Genomic DNA, 15,807 nt, shown 5'->3' with positions numbered 1-15,807 from the left:
CAGGTGCTCGGCGAGGCTGCGCCCGTTATGACCACCCCGAACCTGGGCGGGCCGCCCGCCACCGACACACAGGATCAGGCGCTTGAGACGGTGACGACATCAGGGGATGGCCCGAAGCCGCTGAAAATCATCATCAAGGCCCTCGGTGGTCGCCCGCAGCAGACCCGGCGGGAGCTCCCGTCCGTGACCGAACCCCCGCCCGACCCCGAACCCCACCCCCGCCGCTGGCTGCCTGACCTCGCCGCGGTGGCGAGCTTCGTCCTGCTCTCGTTCTGGGTCACCGCCCGGCTGTGGCGGCATCCCCGGCACGGCGTCGCGGACAACCCGATGGATCAGGCGTTCTTCGAATGGATGCTGGCGCACGGCGCCCGCGTCGTGACCGCATTCACGTATCCATTCGTCTCCACACAGATGAACGTGCCCGACGGCGTGAACATGATGGCGAACACTTCGGTACTCGGCATTTCCATTCCGATGTCGCCGATAACACTGGCGTTCGGTCCGCACGTGGCTTTCAACGTATTTCTCACCGGAGCCCTGATCGCCACCGCGACCTCCTGGTATTTCGTGCTCTCCCGATTCATTGTGCGCTCCCGGGCCGCCGCGTGGATCGGGGCGCTGTTCTGCGGGTTCGCGCCGAGCATGGTGTCGCACTCGAACGCGCACCCCAACATCGTCGCGCAGTTCCTGGTGCCGGTGATCATCTGGCGTACGCTCCGGCTGCGCGAGCCCGGACGCTGGCTGCGCAACGGCCTGCTGCTCGCGCTGGCGATCGTCTGGCAGGCGTTCATCAACCTCGAGATCCTGCTGCTGACGGCGGTCGGACTCGGGCTCTTCGTCGGGATGCTCGCGCTGCTGCGGCGGGATCTGCGCCGCGACGCCCGGACGTTCGCCGCCGGGCTCGCGGTCGCCGCCGTGGTCGCCGGCGCGCTGCTGGCGTACCCGATCTACGTGCAGTTCTTCGGCCCGCAGGCCTACCACGGCCTGCCGCCGGATATCCGCCGGTACGGTGCCGACGCCGCGTCGTTCGTGGCCTTCGCCCGCGAGTCGCTCGCCGGGAGCCCGGCCACAGCGGCCGGACTGGCGCAGAACCCGACCGAGGAGAACGCGTTCTTCGGCTGGCCGCTCATCATTCTCGTCGGCGCGATCGTGCTGTGGCTGCGGCGTACCCCGACCGTGCTGGCCCTGGCGGTGGTCGGGGCCGTCTTCGCGGCGCTCTCGCTGGGCCCCTACGTCCGGTTCGCCGGGCACCGGACGGACATCCCGTCGGTGTGGCGGCTGATGACGAACGTGCCGGTGCTCAACTCGGTGGTGCCGACCCGATGGGCCCTGGCCATCGCGCCGGTCGTGGGGCTGCTGCTCGCGATCGCCTGGGAGCACAGCCGCACCCTGGCGCAGCGCAACCCGAACGTTTCCGGGCAGATCCGGTTCGCGACCGGGGCCGGGCTCGCGATGGCGCTGGTGCCGATCGCGCCGACGCCGCTGCCGAGCGTGAAGCTGCCGGAGACACCGCAGTTCATCGCCGCCGGGACCTGGCGGGAGTACGTCGGCGCGGGCCAGAGCGTGGCCACCCTGCCGCTGCCGTCGCTGGCCTACTCCGATCCGCTTCGCTGGTCCGCGCAGACCCGGCTGGAGATGCCGATCCCCCGCGGCTACTTCCTCGGCCCGCGCAACGACCCGAAGCGGCCGAAGGACCGGACCGCCATCTTCACGGCGCCGGCCCGCCCCACGGCGAGCCTCTTCGCCTCGATCCAGCGCACCGGCCGACTGCCCACGATCACGCCGAGACTGCGGGACCAGGCGCGGGAGGATCTGCGCTACTGGCGGTCGCCGGTGGTCATCCTGGCGCCGCAGAAGCGTGAGGCGCTGCACCTGCGGGCGATGACGGAGCTGGTCGGCGTTGCGCCGCGGTGGATCGGCGGGGTGTGGGTCTGGGACGTGCGGCCGCTGTTGCGGTGACGGACACGACGCGCCCCGCCGTCCGCCGACCGCGGGCGGTGGGGCCGCGGCGTGCGGGTCAGGACGGCCGGATGCAGCAGCCGGAGCAGACCTTGGGCGTCGGCAGGGTGAAGGCGAGGCAGCAGGTCTTGCGCTGCACGGTCAACTCGCCCGCCGGGCCGGGCACGAGCTCGACCAGGTCGTCCACGTCGAGCGCGGTGAGCAGCGCGCCGACGTTCTGCAGGGTGGAGCCGGGCAGCGCGTCCGCGGCGCGCAGCACGCCGTAGGCCACCCCGGAGGCCAGCGAGCCGAGCAGCGTGCGGCCGCCGAGCCGGACCCGGTCCTGGATCGCCTCCAGCAGCGGCGCCAGGTGCCGGTCGAGCAGGGAGACGCGCAGCATCCGCAGCAGGTCGGCCTCGTCGGCGGCGACGCGGACGTTCGGCAGGCCGGAGAGCGCCAGCGGATCCGAGGGGAGCACCGCGACCGTGACGGAACGCCGCAGGCCGATGGTGAGCAGCGGGCGGTGGTCCTCGAAGTGCACCAGCACGTCGTCGGCGTCCAGCAGCGGCACCCGGCGGGCCGACGCCCAGCCGAGCACGGCGGGCAGCGCGAGCCAGTAGGTGTACGACTTCCAGGCGAGCGCGGCGGCGGCGTGCGGGGACGCCTGCCAGCGGTTCTTCGCGGCGTCCAGCAGCTCGGGCAGCCGGCTGCCGTCGACGAGGTGGCGGGCGGACAGCCAGCGGTACTCGTCGTCGACCAGCAGACCCGGCGCCAGACCGGGCAGATCGTCGGTGCCGAACATCGCGCGGAGCGTCGCGGTGACCGGCGCGAGAGGCGCGACGGTCTGCGTCGACTGGTTGATCAGAGCGGTCACGCGGCGACGCCGGCCTCACCGGTGACGCCGGCCGAGGCGACCCGCGCGACCCGGCCCGGAACGGACCCGGTCTGCTCCCGCTTCATCGCTGTCACCTCGAAACATCCTCCTGATGTCGTCGCACCGAAGGGCAACCTTAGCGTGCTAAGGCTAACCTAACCAGAGGTTCCACGGAAATCGTCGCCTCCGCCACGCGCGGGTGGATGGGGGTGGGTGTTGAACATGACCTACCCGGCGGGATGATCGGCTAACCCGGGGCGGGGGAAGGCGGCGGCGAGGTGACCTGCCGTATCGAGCGCGTTGCTCACCGTGGAGCAGGTCTGCGGCGCTTGTCAAGGAAAATGTCGGTAAAACGCCACTTCTGTCTGGCCATCCATCGGCGCCGAGCACACTGAGGTTCCCGGCCTGAGGGGACGTGCCATGACCACCTCGCCCATCGAGCGGGCTGCCGACACGTTCGCCGCCGAACTCGCGCAGCGGCGCGTCGAGCGGGGCATGACCAAGAAGCAGCTGGCTGCCCGGATGGGTTTCGACCCCTCCTACATCTGCCACGTGGAGAGCCGCCGGCACCGCCCCACCGAGGACTTCGCGCGGCGCGCGGAGGCCGTGCTCGGCGCGGGGGGCGCGATCTGGCAACGCTTCCAGCAGTACGACGAGCTGCGGCGGATCCGGGTGGGCCCGCCCCCGCACCGCGACCCGCCCGTCCCCGAGCACTGGCTGCCCCCGGGCACCGGCCTGATCGTCGAACAGGAGGAGGCCTCGCTCGACTACGTCGACGGCGCCTACCGGTGCGTCGTCCGGCGCGCCCTCTACAACGCCGGCACCGAGCCGGTCACCCGCTACCTGATCAGGGTGGCCGTCGACCGCTACCCGCACGACCCCGAGCGCTCCAACCGGCACCACCGTCGCCACCCGCTCAGCTTCAGCGAGCTCGACCTGCGGGCGTACTGCGACGACGGGGACACCCGGGAGCCGATGGACTGGCGCAAGAAGCACGACCGGGACGCCTTCAAGGAGGTGTGGCTGCTCTTCGAGAACGCGCACGGGCGGTTCCCGCTCTACCCCGGCGACCGCGTGACGATCGAGTACTCGTACACGGTCGGGCAGGAGAAGTGGGGACAGTGGTTCCAGCGCGCGATCCGGCTGCCCACCCGGCAGATGACCGTGCGGCTCGACTTCCCGCTCAGCCTCAACCCCCAGGTCTGGGGGGTCGAGACGTCGCTGTCGTCGGAGGAGGCGCCACTGCGCACGCCGCTGGCGCGGCGGGACGCCGACGGGCGGGCGGTCTTCGAATGGTTCACCGAGGCGCCGCCGCTCAACGCCCGCTACCGATTCGAGTGGCGGTTCCGCGGACAGCCCGACCGGGGGCAGTCAGACCGGGGGGCGTCATCGGCGTCGACGCCCGCCGGCGGGGCGCGGGCCAGTGAGCGGATGCGCGCCGCGGGGATCGTCCAGCGCGGCGACGACCTGCTGCGGCAGCCGGCCCGCCCCTTCGACCTGCCCCGGGACGAGGGCGCCGCGCTCGACACCGTGGCCCGGCTGCGGGACACGCTGGCGCGCCTGGAGGAGCTGCACCTGTTCAGCAAGGGCGTCGGGCTCGCCGCGCCCCAGATCGGGCTGCCCCTGGCCGCGGCCCTGATCCGCCCCCCGGACCGTACGGTCGAGCCGCTCGTGCTGCTCAACCCCCGAATCGTGGACGCGTCCGGGGAGACCGACGAGAAGTACGAGGGCTGCCTGTCCTTCTTCGACGTGCGCGGGCTGGTGGCGCGGCCACTGCGGATCGACGTCGAGCACGCCCGCTGGGACGGGGGGCGCGTGATCACCTCGTTCGAGCAGGCGATGGCGCGCCTCGTGGCGCACGAGGTCGACCACCTCGAGGGGCGGATCTACGCCGACCGGATGGCACCGGGAGAACCGCTGATCCCGGTCGAGGAGTACCGGGACACCGGCCACCCCTGGCGCTACTGACGCCCGCGATCAGCTGTCGCCGAACGCGTCGTACTTGATGCGCATCGACGGCACCTGCAGCTCCGCCAGGGTACGCAGCGTCGCCTTGACCATCTGCGACGAGCCGGAGACGAAGAAGTCGTGGTCGTTCCAGGGGCCGTACCGGCCGACGACCTCGGAGACGTTGCCGTGCTCGCCGGGGAAGCCCGGATCGTCGCTGCACGCCGGCACGATGGTCAACCACGGGTAGTGCGCGGCGAGTTGGTTCAGCGCCTCGAGGTCGTACAGGTCGTCCCGGTCCCGCGCGCCGTAGAAGACGTGCACCCACCGCGTCCGGTTGTACCGGGTCAGCTCGTCGATGATCGCCTTGATCGGGGCGAGCCCGGTGCCGCCGGCGACGCAGACGATGTCGCGGGTGGACTTGCGATCCAGCGTCATCGACCCCATCGGGGCCGCGAGCCGCAGCAGATCGCCCGGCTGGATCCGGCGGACGAGCGCGCTGGAGACCCACCCGGCGCCGAGTGCCCGGACGTGGAACTCCATCAGGTTGTCCTCGTTCGGCGCGTTCGCCATCGAGTACGTGCGCCACAGCCGCGGCTGGTAGCGCGGCACCTCGACGCTGACGTACTGCCCCGCCCGGTAGTCCAGCGGATACTGCAGCGGTCGGCAGGTGAAGACGGCGATGTCGCGGCTACGCCGCTCGTGCGTGATCACCTGGGCGTGCCAGAACGGCGGGTTCGGGTCGTCGGCCGCGCCCGACAGCATCTTGCGGGCGATCAGGTCGTACGCGTCGATCCACGCCTGGTCGTACTCGATGCTCCACTGCTCGCCCGCGAACGTGCGGAACGCCTCCAGCAGCGCGTCCCGGACCACGTTGTAGTGCTCGGGCTCCACGCGGAACTTGCGGTGGTCGCGGCCGAGCGACCGCAGGTACTCGTCGAACCGCTCCGGGTCGTCGATCGTCTGCACGGCGGTCACGATCGCGCCGAGCAGCCGGGCCCGCTGCACGTCCATGTGGACGGGGAAGAGTTCACGCAGGTGCGGGTTCGACAGGAACATCCGAGCGTAGAAGTAGCCGGCGACCTTGTCCTGCTGTTCCTCGACGAGAGTCCAGCTCTCTTTCAGCAGCCGTGAGAGGTTACCCATTGACGCCCTCTTCGTGACGGCACGCGGCGTCATGCCTGCGTGACTGAGCGGTGATCGGTTACCGATCCGTGGGTGTGTGGCCATGCCCCTGTGCACGCGAGTTCAAGACTGCCGCATCGCCGGTCTGCCGCTATCGCACAGGGTGTGCGACATTGTTTCACGTCGCCTGGCGGGTGCCTACGTCCTGTGTCAACGTGGGCGACGTGTGGTTATGCCTCAGGCACCTTTAGTAACGAATGTCACGTCCCAGCGGAGGGGTGAATGGAGCGCAGTCAGCTTGTCCACCTGCCGGGCTCGGCGGGTGAGCATGTGCTGCAACAGCAGTACGGCACGACCGAGCGGGCTGAGCGCTTCTACGAGCAGCAGGTCCTCGACCACCTCAACCAGCGGATGCGGGAGTTCATCGGCCGCCAGGAGATGATGTTCGTCGCCACGGCCGACGCGCGCGGCGAGTGCGACAACACCTTCCGCGCCGGTCCCCCCGGCTTCGTCTACGTCATCAACGAGCGGTGGCTCGCCTGGCCCGAGTACCGCGGCAACGGCGTGATGGCCAGCCTCGGCAACATCAGCGAGAACCCGCACGTCGGCCTCATCTTCGTGGACTTCTTCCGCGACGTCATCGGACTGCACGTCAACGGGGCCGCGAAGATCGTCGAGGACGACGAGATGCGGCTGGACGTCCCGCAGCTCCCCGTCGACCCCGTGCCCGGCCGCCGCGCCGAGCGGTGGGTCGCGGTACGCGTGGAAGAGGCGTACATCCACTGCGCCAAGCACATTCCCCGGCTCCACAGGAACCCGCAGGGCCGCGCCTGGGGGACCGACGATGCCAAGCGCAAGGGCGGGGACTTCTTCGGCGCCCGCGCCACCCCGCAGTCCCGCGTCCCGCTGGATTGATCGTTCGGGCACAGTGGTCGGGTGACGGTTGATCTGGAGACCCGGCGCGCCCGCACCGCGCTCCGCTCCGAGGTGCTGCTCGTCCTCGGGGTGTCCCTCGGGCAGTCCGCGATCTACGCAGCGGTGACGCTGATCGCACGGCTGACCGCCGCGCGACCGCTGTCGCAGCAGACCGCGACGCTCAACGCCTCCCAGTCGTCCCGACCCCTGCTCGACCTCACCTACCAACTTCTCGGCATCGTCTTCGCGCTGGTGCCGGCGCTGCTCGCCGTACACCTGCTGAACCGGGACCGCGGCGACGCGCGGGCGACGCTCGGCCTCGACGCCCGCCACCCCGCCGCCGACCTCGCCCGGGGCGCCGCGCTGGCGGCCGGCATCGGACTGCCGGGGCTGGTGCTGTTCTGGCTCGCCGCGCGGCTCGGCGTCAACGCCACCGTCGTGCCGGCCGCGCTCCCGGAGCTCTGGTGGGCCGTGCCCGTCCTGATCCTCGCGGCCGCCCAGAACGCCATCCTGGAGGAGGTCGTGGTCGTCGGCTACCTGATGACCCGGCTCCGCGAACTCGGCTGGCGGACCGGCGCCGTCATCGCCACCAGCGCGGTGCTGCGCGGCTCCTACCACCTCTACCAGGGCTTCGGGGCATTCATCGGCAACGTGATCATGGGCGTCGTCTTCGCGCTCTTCTTCCTCCGGACCCGGCGGGTGCTGCCCTTGGTCGTCGCGCACACCCTGCTGGACGTGGTGGCGTTCGTCGGCTACGCCCTGCTGCCGCGAGAGTGGTTCAGCTGGCTGTGACCCGGTAGCGCGCGACCGCCCGCGCCGCCAGCCGCTCCGCCGCCGCCGAGTCGCCGGCCGCCGCCGCGAGCGCCGCCGCACCCGGCAGCAGCCGGCCCGCCAGGCGCAGCGCCAGCCACCCGCCCGTCTGCGCGGCAAGCGGAACGGCCAGCCGCCAGACCGCCTCGGCGGCCCGGTGCAGTGGCGCGTCACCGGAGCGCGGCGCCTCTGCCGCGGCCGCCAGCGCCGCCCGTGCCACCTCCTCGTCCGGGTGCACCCGGGTGAGCACCAACAGGTCGGCCGCGCGGTCCGGATGCGCCGGGTCGCGCCCGTACGCGGCGGCCAGATGCAGCACCAGCGCCGCCTGCGTCCACGCCACGGCGGTGATCTCGGCCACCGGCGCGAGCAGCCCCGCGGTCGCCGACAGCGCCCCACCGGCCCGGGACAGCCCGACGAACCGCCGGGTGGCGAGCCGCGCCAGTCCGTCGGCGGTGGCCGCGGGATAGGTGGCGCGAAGCTCGTCGGCCCAGGCGCGGGCGTGTGGTCCGAGGACCCGCACGGCCGCGAGCGCGAGCAGCTCCGGCGCGAAGCCGGGATGCGTCAGCAGCCGCCGGGCCGTGGGCGCGTCCGGCACCTCCCGGGGTACGTCGGGACGTGGCTGCGCCGGCACCACCGCCTTCTTCGCGGGCGCCGGCGTCGCCGCCGCCTGCTTCTCTACGACGGCCTGCTTCTCTGCGGCGGCCTGCTTCTCTGCGGCGGCCTGCTTCTCTGCGGCAGCCTTCTTCGCCGGGCTGGCCTTCTTGACCGGGGTGGCCTTCTCGGGCGTGGCCTTCTTCGCGGGCGTGGCCTTCGCGGGCGTCGCCTTCTTCGTCGTCGGGGTGGCCTTCCCGCCGGCCTTCTTCGCCGGGGTGACCTTCTCCGCCGGGGTGGCCTTGTTCGCGGGGGTGGCCCTCTTTGCCGGGGTGGCCTTCTTTGCGGGGGTGGCCCTCTTTGCGGGGGTGACGTTCGGCGCCGTGCTTGCCGCCGCGCCCGTCGCGGGCGGCGTCTCCGGGCCCGGCCCGGTCGTGGTCGCCGGCGCTGTCTCCGCCGCGGGCGGCTGGAACAGCACGGCCGGAGCGGACTGCGCGCGTGAGGCGGGCCGGGCGGGCGCGCCCTCGTCGAGGACGCCCTCGGGCGGGGTGAACGCGGCCCTCGGGGTACGCGGCCGTGGTGTCGGCTTAGTTGGGCCGGACGTCGCCTCGGGGGTCGGCTGCTCCTCCATGCACGCAGCCTAGTGCGATCGCTCACTTTTGCCAGGTGGAAGGAGGGCGAGCACCGCGGCAGGTGTTGTCGCAGGTGGCTCGGAGAGCAGGCGACCGAGGGCGGGCGGTCTGCCCAGGTTTGTGGGCCGCTGTCCCGTCGCCGCGACGCCTGGCAGGCCTCTTTGGCGTCTGGCGTCACCGACCTGTATTCTCGACCGGCGGTGGTCTGCTGGGCCACCCTGGAGACTTCGCCTAGTCTGGTCTATGGCGCCGCACTGCTAATGCGGTTGGGGTCTTAAAGCCCCTCCCGGGTTCGAATCCCGGAGTCTCCGCGCGAAGGTTGGTTGTGTAGACTGACCGAGCACCTGCGCCCGTAGCTCAACGGATAGAGCATCTGACTACGGATCAGAAGGTTAGGGGTTCGAGTCCCTTCGGGCGCGCAACACAGGGGAAAGCCCCCGGCCAGCCAAAACGGCGAGGTCGGGGGCTTTTTCGTATGCGCTGCGAAGACGCCCGGGCGGTTCATGGGAACCACGTTGGGAGCCACTGCTCCTCAGCCCCCGAACAAGGCTTTGCTCATGGCTTCGGCCGCCGCGCGCCGGTCGCCCTCCATTCAACTCGCTGACCACCAGCCGGGTACGCCGGCCGCTCGTAGCCGAGTCTCGTTCCCACCTACCCATATGCCAGCGTCCCCGCGGACCAGACATGGTCCGCGGGGACAGTGGCGTTGGCGGTGGTGGCGAAGCCGTCAGAACGTGGCGGTGACTCCGACCGCCTTGCAGGCGGCGCTGAGGTCCGCGCCGACCTTGAGGAAGGCGGGGTTGTCGGCGGCGGTCCCCGGGTCCGCGGCAGCTGCCGCCTTCGCGGCCTCCGCAGCGAACTGCTTCATGATGCGGGCTACCTTGCCGTCGCCCCCGGCGGCGGCAGCCGTGGTGAACTTCTGCTCCAGATCCGTCAGGATCTCCTTGAAATCGGCCGGCGTCGGCGCCTTGCCGGACCGCGCGGCCTTGACGAGCAGCGCCCGTCCGTCGTCGCTCGCCTTCTTGGCGGACTCGCAGAGCTCCTTGTCGCTCGCGGCGGCCGTGGTGCTCGCCGACGTCGACGGCGCGGCCGTCGAGGAAGAAGCCGTGGAGGCGGACGGCGTGGAGGCGGACGGCGTGGAGACGGCCGTGGTGGCGCTGTCCTCCCCGCCGCAGGCGGCGAGAGTCATCAGGGAGGCACAGAGCAACACAGTGGAGGTAACCCGAAAGCGCTTCACGGCCGGTACGCTAACCGACACCCCGCCGATTGATCAACAAAGCCGGCGGTCGAATCCGCAGGCCGGGTCCGCGCGGGCGGACCGGGCTCGGGCCGGACCACTCGGCGTGCCGCAGGGACGCGTGCAAGCCGGTGGCCGTGACGGGCCGTCCACGGGCCAGTAACCGTGGCGCGCAGCGGTCATGAGCGGGCACGAGCGGCATTCGGCTCTGCTGCCGGCCGCAGGCGTTTCGGCCATCACGGCCGGTTGAGCACGCTCTCCCAAACTGAAGACCCGCTGCTCGCACTTGAATGACTACTCGCTGCCCCCACCTGCATCGCCGCCCCCGTCCACTGGCGGGTGAAGCGGGTAACCAGTGGATTCGTCATCGGGCCGGGACCGCTTTGGCTTTAACAGGCGCATCGCTATGACCACCACGACGGTCAGTAGGAGAGCGACGACGAAAACAAGTCCCACCATGTCGATCACCGACGCCATGCGGCGAGCCTACGATCGCCGGGGAAGTGAGGCTACGCAGGGTCAGGGCCAGGTGACCCCAGCTCGACCCAGCGAAGCGCAACCAACCGCCACCAAGTGAACATCGGCGGAGAGCTGCCGACGAGGTGAGCGGGGGAGGAGCCATGCGGCCTTCTTCTTTCCCGCCTTTTCGGCCGCTTCTCTCATCTTTGGGACAAGGCTCCGTTGGTGCCCCTCCGCTTCAGCGGCGGCCGGTGCTGGCCTGAGCCGCAACTGTCAGGGGCGATGGCGTCGGCGTACCCGGGGGAGCACGCCGCAGGACTACCGGGCCGTGACGCGGCCGCGCCGCGCGGGCGCCCGCTTTACGGGTGCGGCGAGTTGGCCGGTGGCGTGGGGAGGCATTGCCCATCGGTGTCGCGAACCGGGATAATTGCTGATGTACGTCGATGCCTGGAGGTCACGTGCTCGGTGCGATCGTTCGGACGCATCGGGAGCGGCTGGGGATCAGCCAGGAGGAGTTGGCCGCGCGCGTCGGCGTCAGCGTGCGAGGTATCCGTGACATCGAGGCCGGCAGGGTTGCGCGCCCCCGGCCGAGCACCGTGCGGCTGCTCGCCGACGCCTTCGCCCTCTCGGGGGCCGAGCGAGACCGGTTCTGCTCTGATCTGCTTTCAACGCGACGGCGGCGACCCGCTGATCCGAGCTCCCTGGCGGACTGGCCGGTGCCCGGACAGTTGCCCGCCGACGCCGAGTACTTCGTCGGCAGGTGTGCAGAGCTGCACCGGCTCACCGCCCTGCTCGATTCGGCCGCGCCGCGGACGACCGTGGTGGCCATCTCCGGCATGGCCGGTGTCGGGAAGACCACCCTGGCCGTCCACTGGGCGCATCAGGTGGCTGATCGGTTCCCGGACGGGAAGCTCTACGTCAACCTGCGCGGATGGGAGGGGGACGGCGCGTCGATGGCCGGAGAGGAGGCGTTGCGGACGCTGCTCGGTGCTCTCGGCGTGTCGCCGGCCCGGATGCCGGTCGAGGTGCCGGCGCAGGACGCGCTGCTGCGCAGCCTGTTGGTCCAGCGCCGGATGCTGCTCGTGCTGGACAACGCCCGCGACGCCGAACAGGTCCGACCGCTGTTGCCCGGCACCTCCGGCTGCCTGGTCCTGGTCACCAGCCGGAGCCGGCTGGCCGGCCTGGTGGTCGGACACGGCGCCTGGTCGATGCCGCTGGACATGCTCACCGCCGCCGAGTCGTACGCGTTGCTCACCAGGCGTCTGGGGCCGGCCCGATTGGCGACCGAGCCGGCCGCCACCGCGGAAATCATCGAGCGGTGTGCCCGGCTGCCGCTGGCGCTGGCGGTGGTCGCGGCCCGGATCACCACCGAGCCGGAGCTGCGGTTGCGCGACCTCGCCGCCGAGCTACGGTCGTCCGACGGCGAGTTGCACCCGTTCGCCGGAGTTGACCCGGCGACCGACCTGCGGACGCTTTTCTCGCTGTCCCACGGGGTGCTGACGGGGTCGGCCGCCCGGCTGTTCCGGCTGCTGGGACTGCACCCGGGGGCCGAATTCACGGTGGCCCTGGCAGCGAGTCTCGCCGGCATCCCCGCCGCCCGGGTGCGCCCGGTACTGGCTGAGTTGGTGCAGGCGAGCCTGGTCACGCGAGTCGGGGGCGACCGGTTCGCGCTGCACGATCTGATCCGCGCCTACGCCCGAGAGCTGGTCCGGTCAACCGAACCGGACGCGGTGCGCGCCTGCGCCGAGCACCGGATGTTCGACCACTACCTGGGTACCGCGCTGGCTTCGGCCCGCCGGTTGGAGCCGAGCCGCGAAGGCCTGCCGGCCTGGCCGCTCGGGGCCGGGGTGGTGACCTCGCCGGTGGGCGGGGCAGCCAGCGCCGCAACGTGGTTCGCCCGGGAACTCCCGACCCTGCTGCGGGTCGTCGAATGGGCCGGCGTGACCGGCCGTGGTGCCCACGCCTGGCGGCTGGCCTGGGCGGTCACCACCTACCTACAACGCAGTGGCCGGTGGAGGGAGCAGGTTTCCATGCAGCGTGCCGCGCTGACCGCCGCGCGGGCGGCAGCCGATCAGGTCGGGCAGTCCTACGCCCACCGCGGGCTCGCCCGTGCCCAACTGCGGCTGGCCCGGTACGACCTGGCGGAGGCCGAGGCCCGATCCGCGTTGGAGCTGTCCCGCGCTCTCGACGACCCCTTTGGGCAGGCGCGGGCGCAGCAAACCCTCGCCGCGGTGTTCACTGGCTCGAGTCGGCACCAGGTGGCAATGTGGCACTCACGCCAGGCGTTCGTGCTGTTCCGGGCCGAAGGTCGACGTGGACCGGCGGCGGAGTCGTTGAACTCGATCGCCTGGAGTAACGCCCAGCTCGGCCGGTACCATCCGGCGCGCGGTTGCGCCCGCCGCGCCATCCGCCAACTCCGGGCGGTGGGTGACCGGCACGGTGAGGCCAGCGCCTGGGACACCCTCGGCTACGCGCACGCCCACCTCGGTGACCAGGTCGCCGCGACGCGATGTTACCGCCGGGCGCTGCGGCTCTTCACCATGCTCGGCGACGAGTTCTTGCAGGCCGAGGTGCTGCTCCACCTCGGTGACGCCCGAGTCGTGGTTGGTGATCTGTCGGGTGCGCGGGCGGCCTGGCGCCGTGCGCTGAGCCTGCTCGACCGGCTCGGTCACCCAGGCGCCGAAGCACTGCGGGGGCGACTGTCAGGCTGAGGTCCGGCCCGACCGCGTGGGTCGGGCCGGACCCCCGTTCTCAGCAGACCAGGATGTCGTCCATTCGTGAGCACTTTTCAAGCTGATGTTGCAGCTCAGGACGGGTGCGGCAGGCCCGGTGATGGATAAGTGTGAGGCTCCAGGTTGGACAGCTGCCGACCAATAGTCGAAGCCCGGCCTCTACATCCGCAGGCGCATCGCCCGAACGGGCCGTTCCGGTCCGGTCGTCCCTCCGGCATTCTCTACCTCCGTGATCATCAGCGAGGCGGCCGCCGACCGTTGTGCGCGGTGTTCCTCGGCAACCGTGACAATCCGTGAGGCCGTGCCGTGGTGCCCGCGCTGCGAGTGGAACCTGGACCGGTACGAGCCGAAGCGGCACCGCCCGGAGTTCGGCTGGCAGTGGATCGACCGGCGGACGCATGGTCTCGCCTACCGCCTGACGCGGCAGCAGTTCACCGCGCTGGCGCAGCGCCCCCTTGAGCAGGGTGGCCTCGGACCGGCGCGGATCGTGACGGTGACGGCCTCGGTGCTGTTGCTCGCCGCCGTCGCCCTGCTCGCGGCGGCCGGCGGGTGGCTGTTGGTGGCTTACCGGTTCCCGGGGCTGAACATGCTGGTCGGCATCGTCGCGCTCGCGGTGGCGTTCACGCTGCGCCCGCGGTTCGGTCGGCTCGATCCCGAGCTTGAGGTGCTGACGCGCGAGCGCGCGCCAGCGCTGTTCCGGCTGATCGACGAGGTGGCGACCGTCATCGGCGCCCCCACGCCGGACATCGTGGCGCTCGATGAGGGGCGCCTCAACGCGTACGCGACGTGCGTGGGGGTGCGGCGGCGCCGGGTGCTCTGCCTCGGGCTGCCGCTCTGGGGCTCGCTGCCGCCGCAGGAACGGGTCGCGCTGCTCGGCCACGAGCTGGGGCACTTCGTCAACGGCGACTCACGGCGCCTGCTGTTGACCCAGCCGGCCTTCACCATGCTCGCGAACGCGGCCGACCTGGTCCGGCCGGTCGACACGGTCCGTGGCGCGGGTCTGCTGGAGATGGTGGGCGCACTGCTGGCCCACGTGGTGCAGGCGACGATGGCCCGCCTGTTGTTCGGTGCGCACCTGCTGCTGCTCTGGGTTGCCCTGCGCGACACCCAGCGCGCCGAGTACCTCGCGGACGAGATGGCGGCCCGGGTGGCCGGTTCCGCGGCGGCGGCGAGCCTCTCCGATTCGTTTCTGCTGGCCGACGTCATCGACATGCTGGTGCGCCGGGACGCGCGCGCCGGTCACGGGCCGGCGCGCTGGCGTCGGACGGCGGACGAGGCACGGGCCGCGAACGCCGGGCAGCTGCCGCTGCTGCGCCAGCTGTCGATCCGCGACGACGTGTCCCTCTTCGCGACGCACCCGCCGAACGGGCTGCGGGCGCGAATGATCACCGAGCGCACCTGGCGGGAGCCGGCGGTGGCGCTCACCGAACCGCGGGCCGCGCAGATCGACGCCGAGTTGTCCCGGGAGTACGAGCGGACCCGGCGGGCTCTCGCCTGGAACGCCTGACGTAGCAGATCCACAGGCCGTTCAGTTATCCACAGGGGGCGTCCGCCGGCGATCTTCACCGACGTCAAGCCGCAGACGCGCCGCCCCGGCCGGCCGGTACCGCCGAGGCCGGGGCGGTTGTGCACCTGCTCCTATCGTCTGCTCCCTGTCTGACGCCCCCGCCTCACTTCAGGTGCCGGGCGAAGAACCGGTTCCCGTCGTCCCCCTCGAACTGCGGGACGCCGGTGTGCCCGCCCATATTGGCGTGCAGCGTCTTCTCCTTGGAGCCGAAGGCGTCGAACAGGTCCAGGGCCAGCTGCCGGTCGTTCCCTTCGTCGTCCCACTGCAGCAGGACCTGCAGCGGAATGGTGACCTGCCGGGCCTCCTCGAACATGGTGCGGGGCACGAAACTCCCGGCGAACAGAAGGGCGGCCGAGATGCGCGGCTCGACCACCGCCAGCCGGAGGCCGATGGCTATCAGGCCTCCCGCGTACCCGACCGGGCCGCCGATCTCGGGCAGCGAAAGGAGGGCGTCCAAGGCGGCCCGCCATTCCGGGACCGCCTTTTCGACCAGCGGGAGGACGAGCCGGTCGACGATCTCGTCGTCGACCGGCTCGCCGGCTTCCAGCGCCCGACGCAGGTCGGCGCGGGCCTCCTCGGCGGCGGCGGAACGGGGCCGGTCACCGCTCCCGGGGAGCTCGATGGTGGCCGCGGCGAAGCCCTCCGCCGCGGAGTGCCGGGCCCGGGCCACCAGGCGGGGGTACATCATGTGCAGTCCGCCGGGGTGGCCAACCAGGATCAGCGGCGCCGGTGCGGATGCGGATCCGGGCGTCCACAGGATGCCAGGGATCTCGCCGAGGGTGAATTCGCGCTCGAGGACACCGTCGTCGAGGCGCCGTTCGGAAGTGAATCGCAAGGTCGTGCCTTTCGGGAGTGCTCTTGAACGGCGCTCCCGGACGACCTATCGCCCGACCGTGACCCCAGAGGGGAGCACCCACGTCGAAACGTTCACGGGTACCACCTCCTCGGTCTCTGACACGGCCTCCGGAAAGGTAGCAGTG

Annotated in this window: 11 protein-coding genes and 2 tRNA genes; 8 read left to right on the top strand and 5 right to left on the bottom strand. The window is 71.5% G+C overall.

All coding sequences use genetic code 11. From position 1 onward, the window contains the following. The first annotated feature begins 183 nt into the window (after window positions 1-183). Complete coding sequence (locus BLW47_RS04335) at window positions 184-1,959, top strand: DUF6311 domain-containing protein (protein WP_245736334.1); 1,776 nt, start codon at window positions 184-186, stop codon at window positions 1,957-1,959. Between the two features lie 58 nt (window positions 1,960-2,017). Here BLW47_RS04335 and BLW47_RS04330 read toward each other — a convergent pair whose 3' ends face one another. Further along, complete coding sequence (locus BLW47_RS04330) at window positions 2,018-2,740, bottom strand: IucA/IucC family C-terminal-domain containing protein (RefSeq protein ID WP_091552538.1); 723 nt, start codon at window positions 2,738-2,740, stop codon at window positions 2,018-2,020. Between the two features lie 492 nt (window positions 2,741-3,232). On the opposite strand from BLW47_RS04330, the gene BLW47_RS04325 reads away from it, so the two are divergent. Continuing rightward, window positions 3,233-4,780, top strand: coding sequence for a peptide deformylase (locus BLW47_RS04325; protein ID WP_091551592.1), 1,548 nt, complete (start codon window positions 3,233-3,235; stop codon window positions 4,778-4,780). Between the two features lie 9 nt (window positions 4,781-4,789). Here the strand turns inward: BLW47_RS04325 and BLW47_RS04320 are convergent, their stop codons facing one another. Continuing rightward, entirely contained in the window at window positions 4,790-5,905 is a 1,116-nt protein-coding gene (locus BLW47_RS04320) for a globin domain-containing protein (protein ID WP_091551590.1), read from the bottom strand. Between the two features lie 261 nt (window positions 5,906-6,166). On the opposite strand from BLW47_RS04320, the gene BLW47_RS04315 reads away from it, so the two are divergent. Together BLW47_RS04315 and BLW47_RS04310 are read left to right on the top strand one after the other, a co-directional pair. Further along, complete coding sequence (locus BLW47_RS04315) at window positions 6,167-6,799, top strand: pyridoxamine 5'-phosphate oxidase family protein (RefSeq protein ID WP_091551588.1); 633 nt, start codon at window positions 6,167-6,169, stop codon at window positions 6,797-6,799. Window positions 6,800-6,820: 21 nt separating this feature from the next. Then, entirely contained in the window at window positions 6,821-7,591 is a 771-nt protein-coding gene (locus BLW47_RS04310) for a CPBP family intramembrane glutamic endopeptidase (RefSeq protein ID WP_091551586.1), read from the top strand. Here the strand turns inward: BLW47_RS04310 and BLW47_RS25760 are convergent. Beyond that, window positions 7,578-8,831 (bottom strand): hypothetical protein, encoded by a 1,254-nt coding sequence (locus BLW47_RS25760; RefSeq protein WP_281247229.1) that lies wholly within the window; start codon window positions 8,829-8,831, stop codon window positions 7,578-7,580. The genes BLW47_RS04310 and BLW47_RS25760 overlap by 14 nt on opposite strands. 221 nt (window positions 8,832-9,052) lie before the next feature. Here BLW47_RS25760 and BLW47_RS04295 point away from each other — a divergent pair. Further along, window positions 9,053-9,143 (top strand) — tRNA-Ser (locus tag BLW47_RS04295). Window positions 9,144-9,178: 35 nt separating this feature from the next. Further along, window positions 9,179-9,251: transfer RNA gene (locus BLW47_RS04290), tRNA-Arg, on the top strand. 308 nt (window positions 9,252-9,559) lie between these two features. Here the strand turns inward: BLW47_RS04290 and BLW47_RS04285 are convergent. Further along, window positions 9,560-10,069 carry a hypothetical protein gene (locus BLW47_RS04285; protein WP_245736332.1) on the bottom strand — a complete coding sequence of 170 codons (510 nt, stop codon included), beginning with the start codon at window positions 10,067-10,069 and terminating at the stop codon, window positions 9,560-9,562. 917 nt (window positions 10,070-10,986) lie between these two features. Between BLW47_RS04285 and BLW47_RS04275 the strand changes: the two genes are divergently transcribed. Together BLW47_RS04275 and BLW47_RS04270 are read left to right on the top strand one after the other, a co-directional pair. Continuing rightward, window positions 10,987-13,239 carry an ATP-binding protein gene (locus BLW47_RS04275; protein ID WP_175543492.1) on the top strand — a complete coding sequence of 751 codons (2,253 nt, stop codon included), beginning with the start codon at window positions 10,987-10,989 and terminating at the stop codon, window positions 13,237-13,239. A 304-nt stretch (window positions 13,240-13,543) separates the two neighbouring features. Further along, the gene (locus tag BLW47_RS04270; RefSeq protein WP_245736330.1) at window positions 13,544-14,767 is read left to right on the top strand and encodes a M48 family metalloprotease; all 1,224 of its coding nucleotides are present in this window, start codon (window positions 13,544-13,546) and stop codon (window positions 14,765-14,767) included. Window positions 14,768-14,930: 163 nt separating this feature from the next. Here the strand turns inward: BLW47_RS04270 and BLW47_RS04265 are convergent, their stop codons facing one another. Continuing rightward, window positions 14,931-15,662, bottom strand: coding sequence for an alpha/beta hydrolase family protein (locus tag BLW47_RS04265; protein ID WP_091551573.1), 732 nt, complete (start codon window positions 15,660-15,662; stop codon window positions 14,931-14,933). Window positions 15,663-15,807: the final 145 nt, after the last annotated feature.

The organism is Micromonospora pattaloongensis (genome assembly GCF_900107255.1).
Taxonomy (GTDB): Bacteria; Actinomycetota; Actinomycetes; order Mycobacteriales; family Micromonosporaceae; genus Micromonospora_I; species Micromonospora_I pattaloongensis.
Note: the sequence above shows the minus strand (reverse complement) of the source record. Positions and strands in the feature narration are given on the sequence as shown.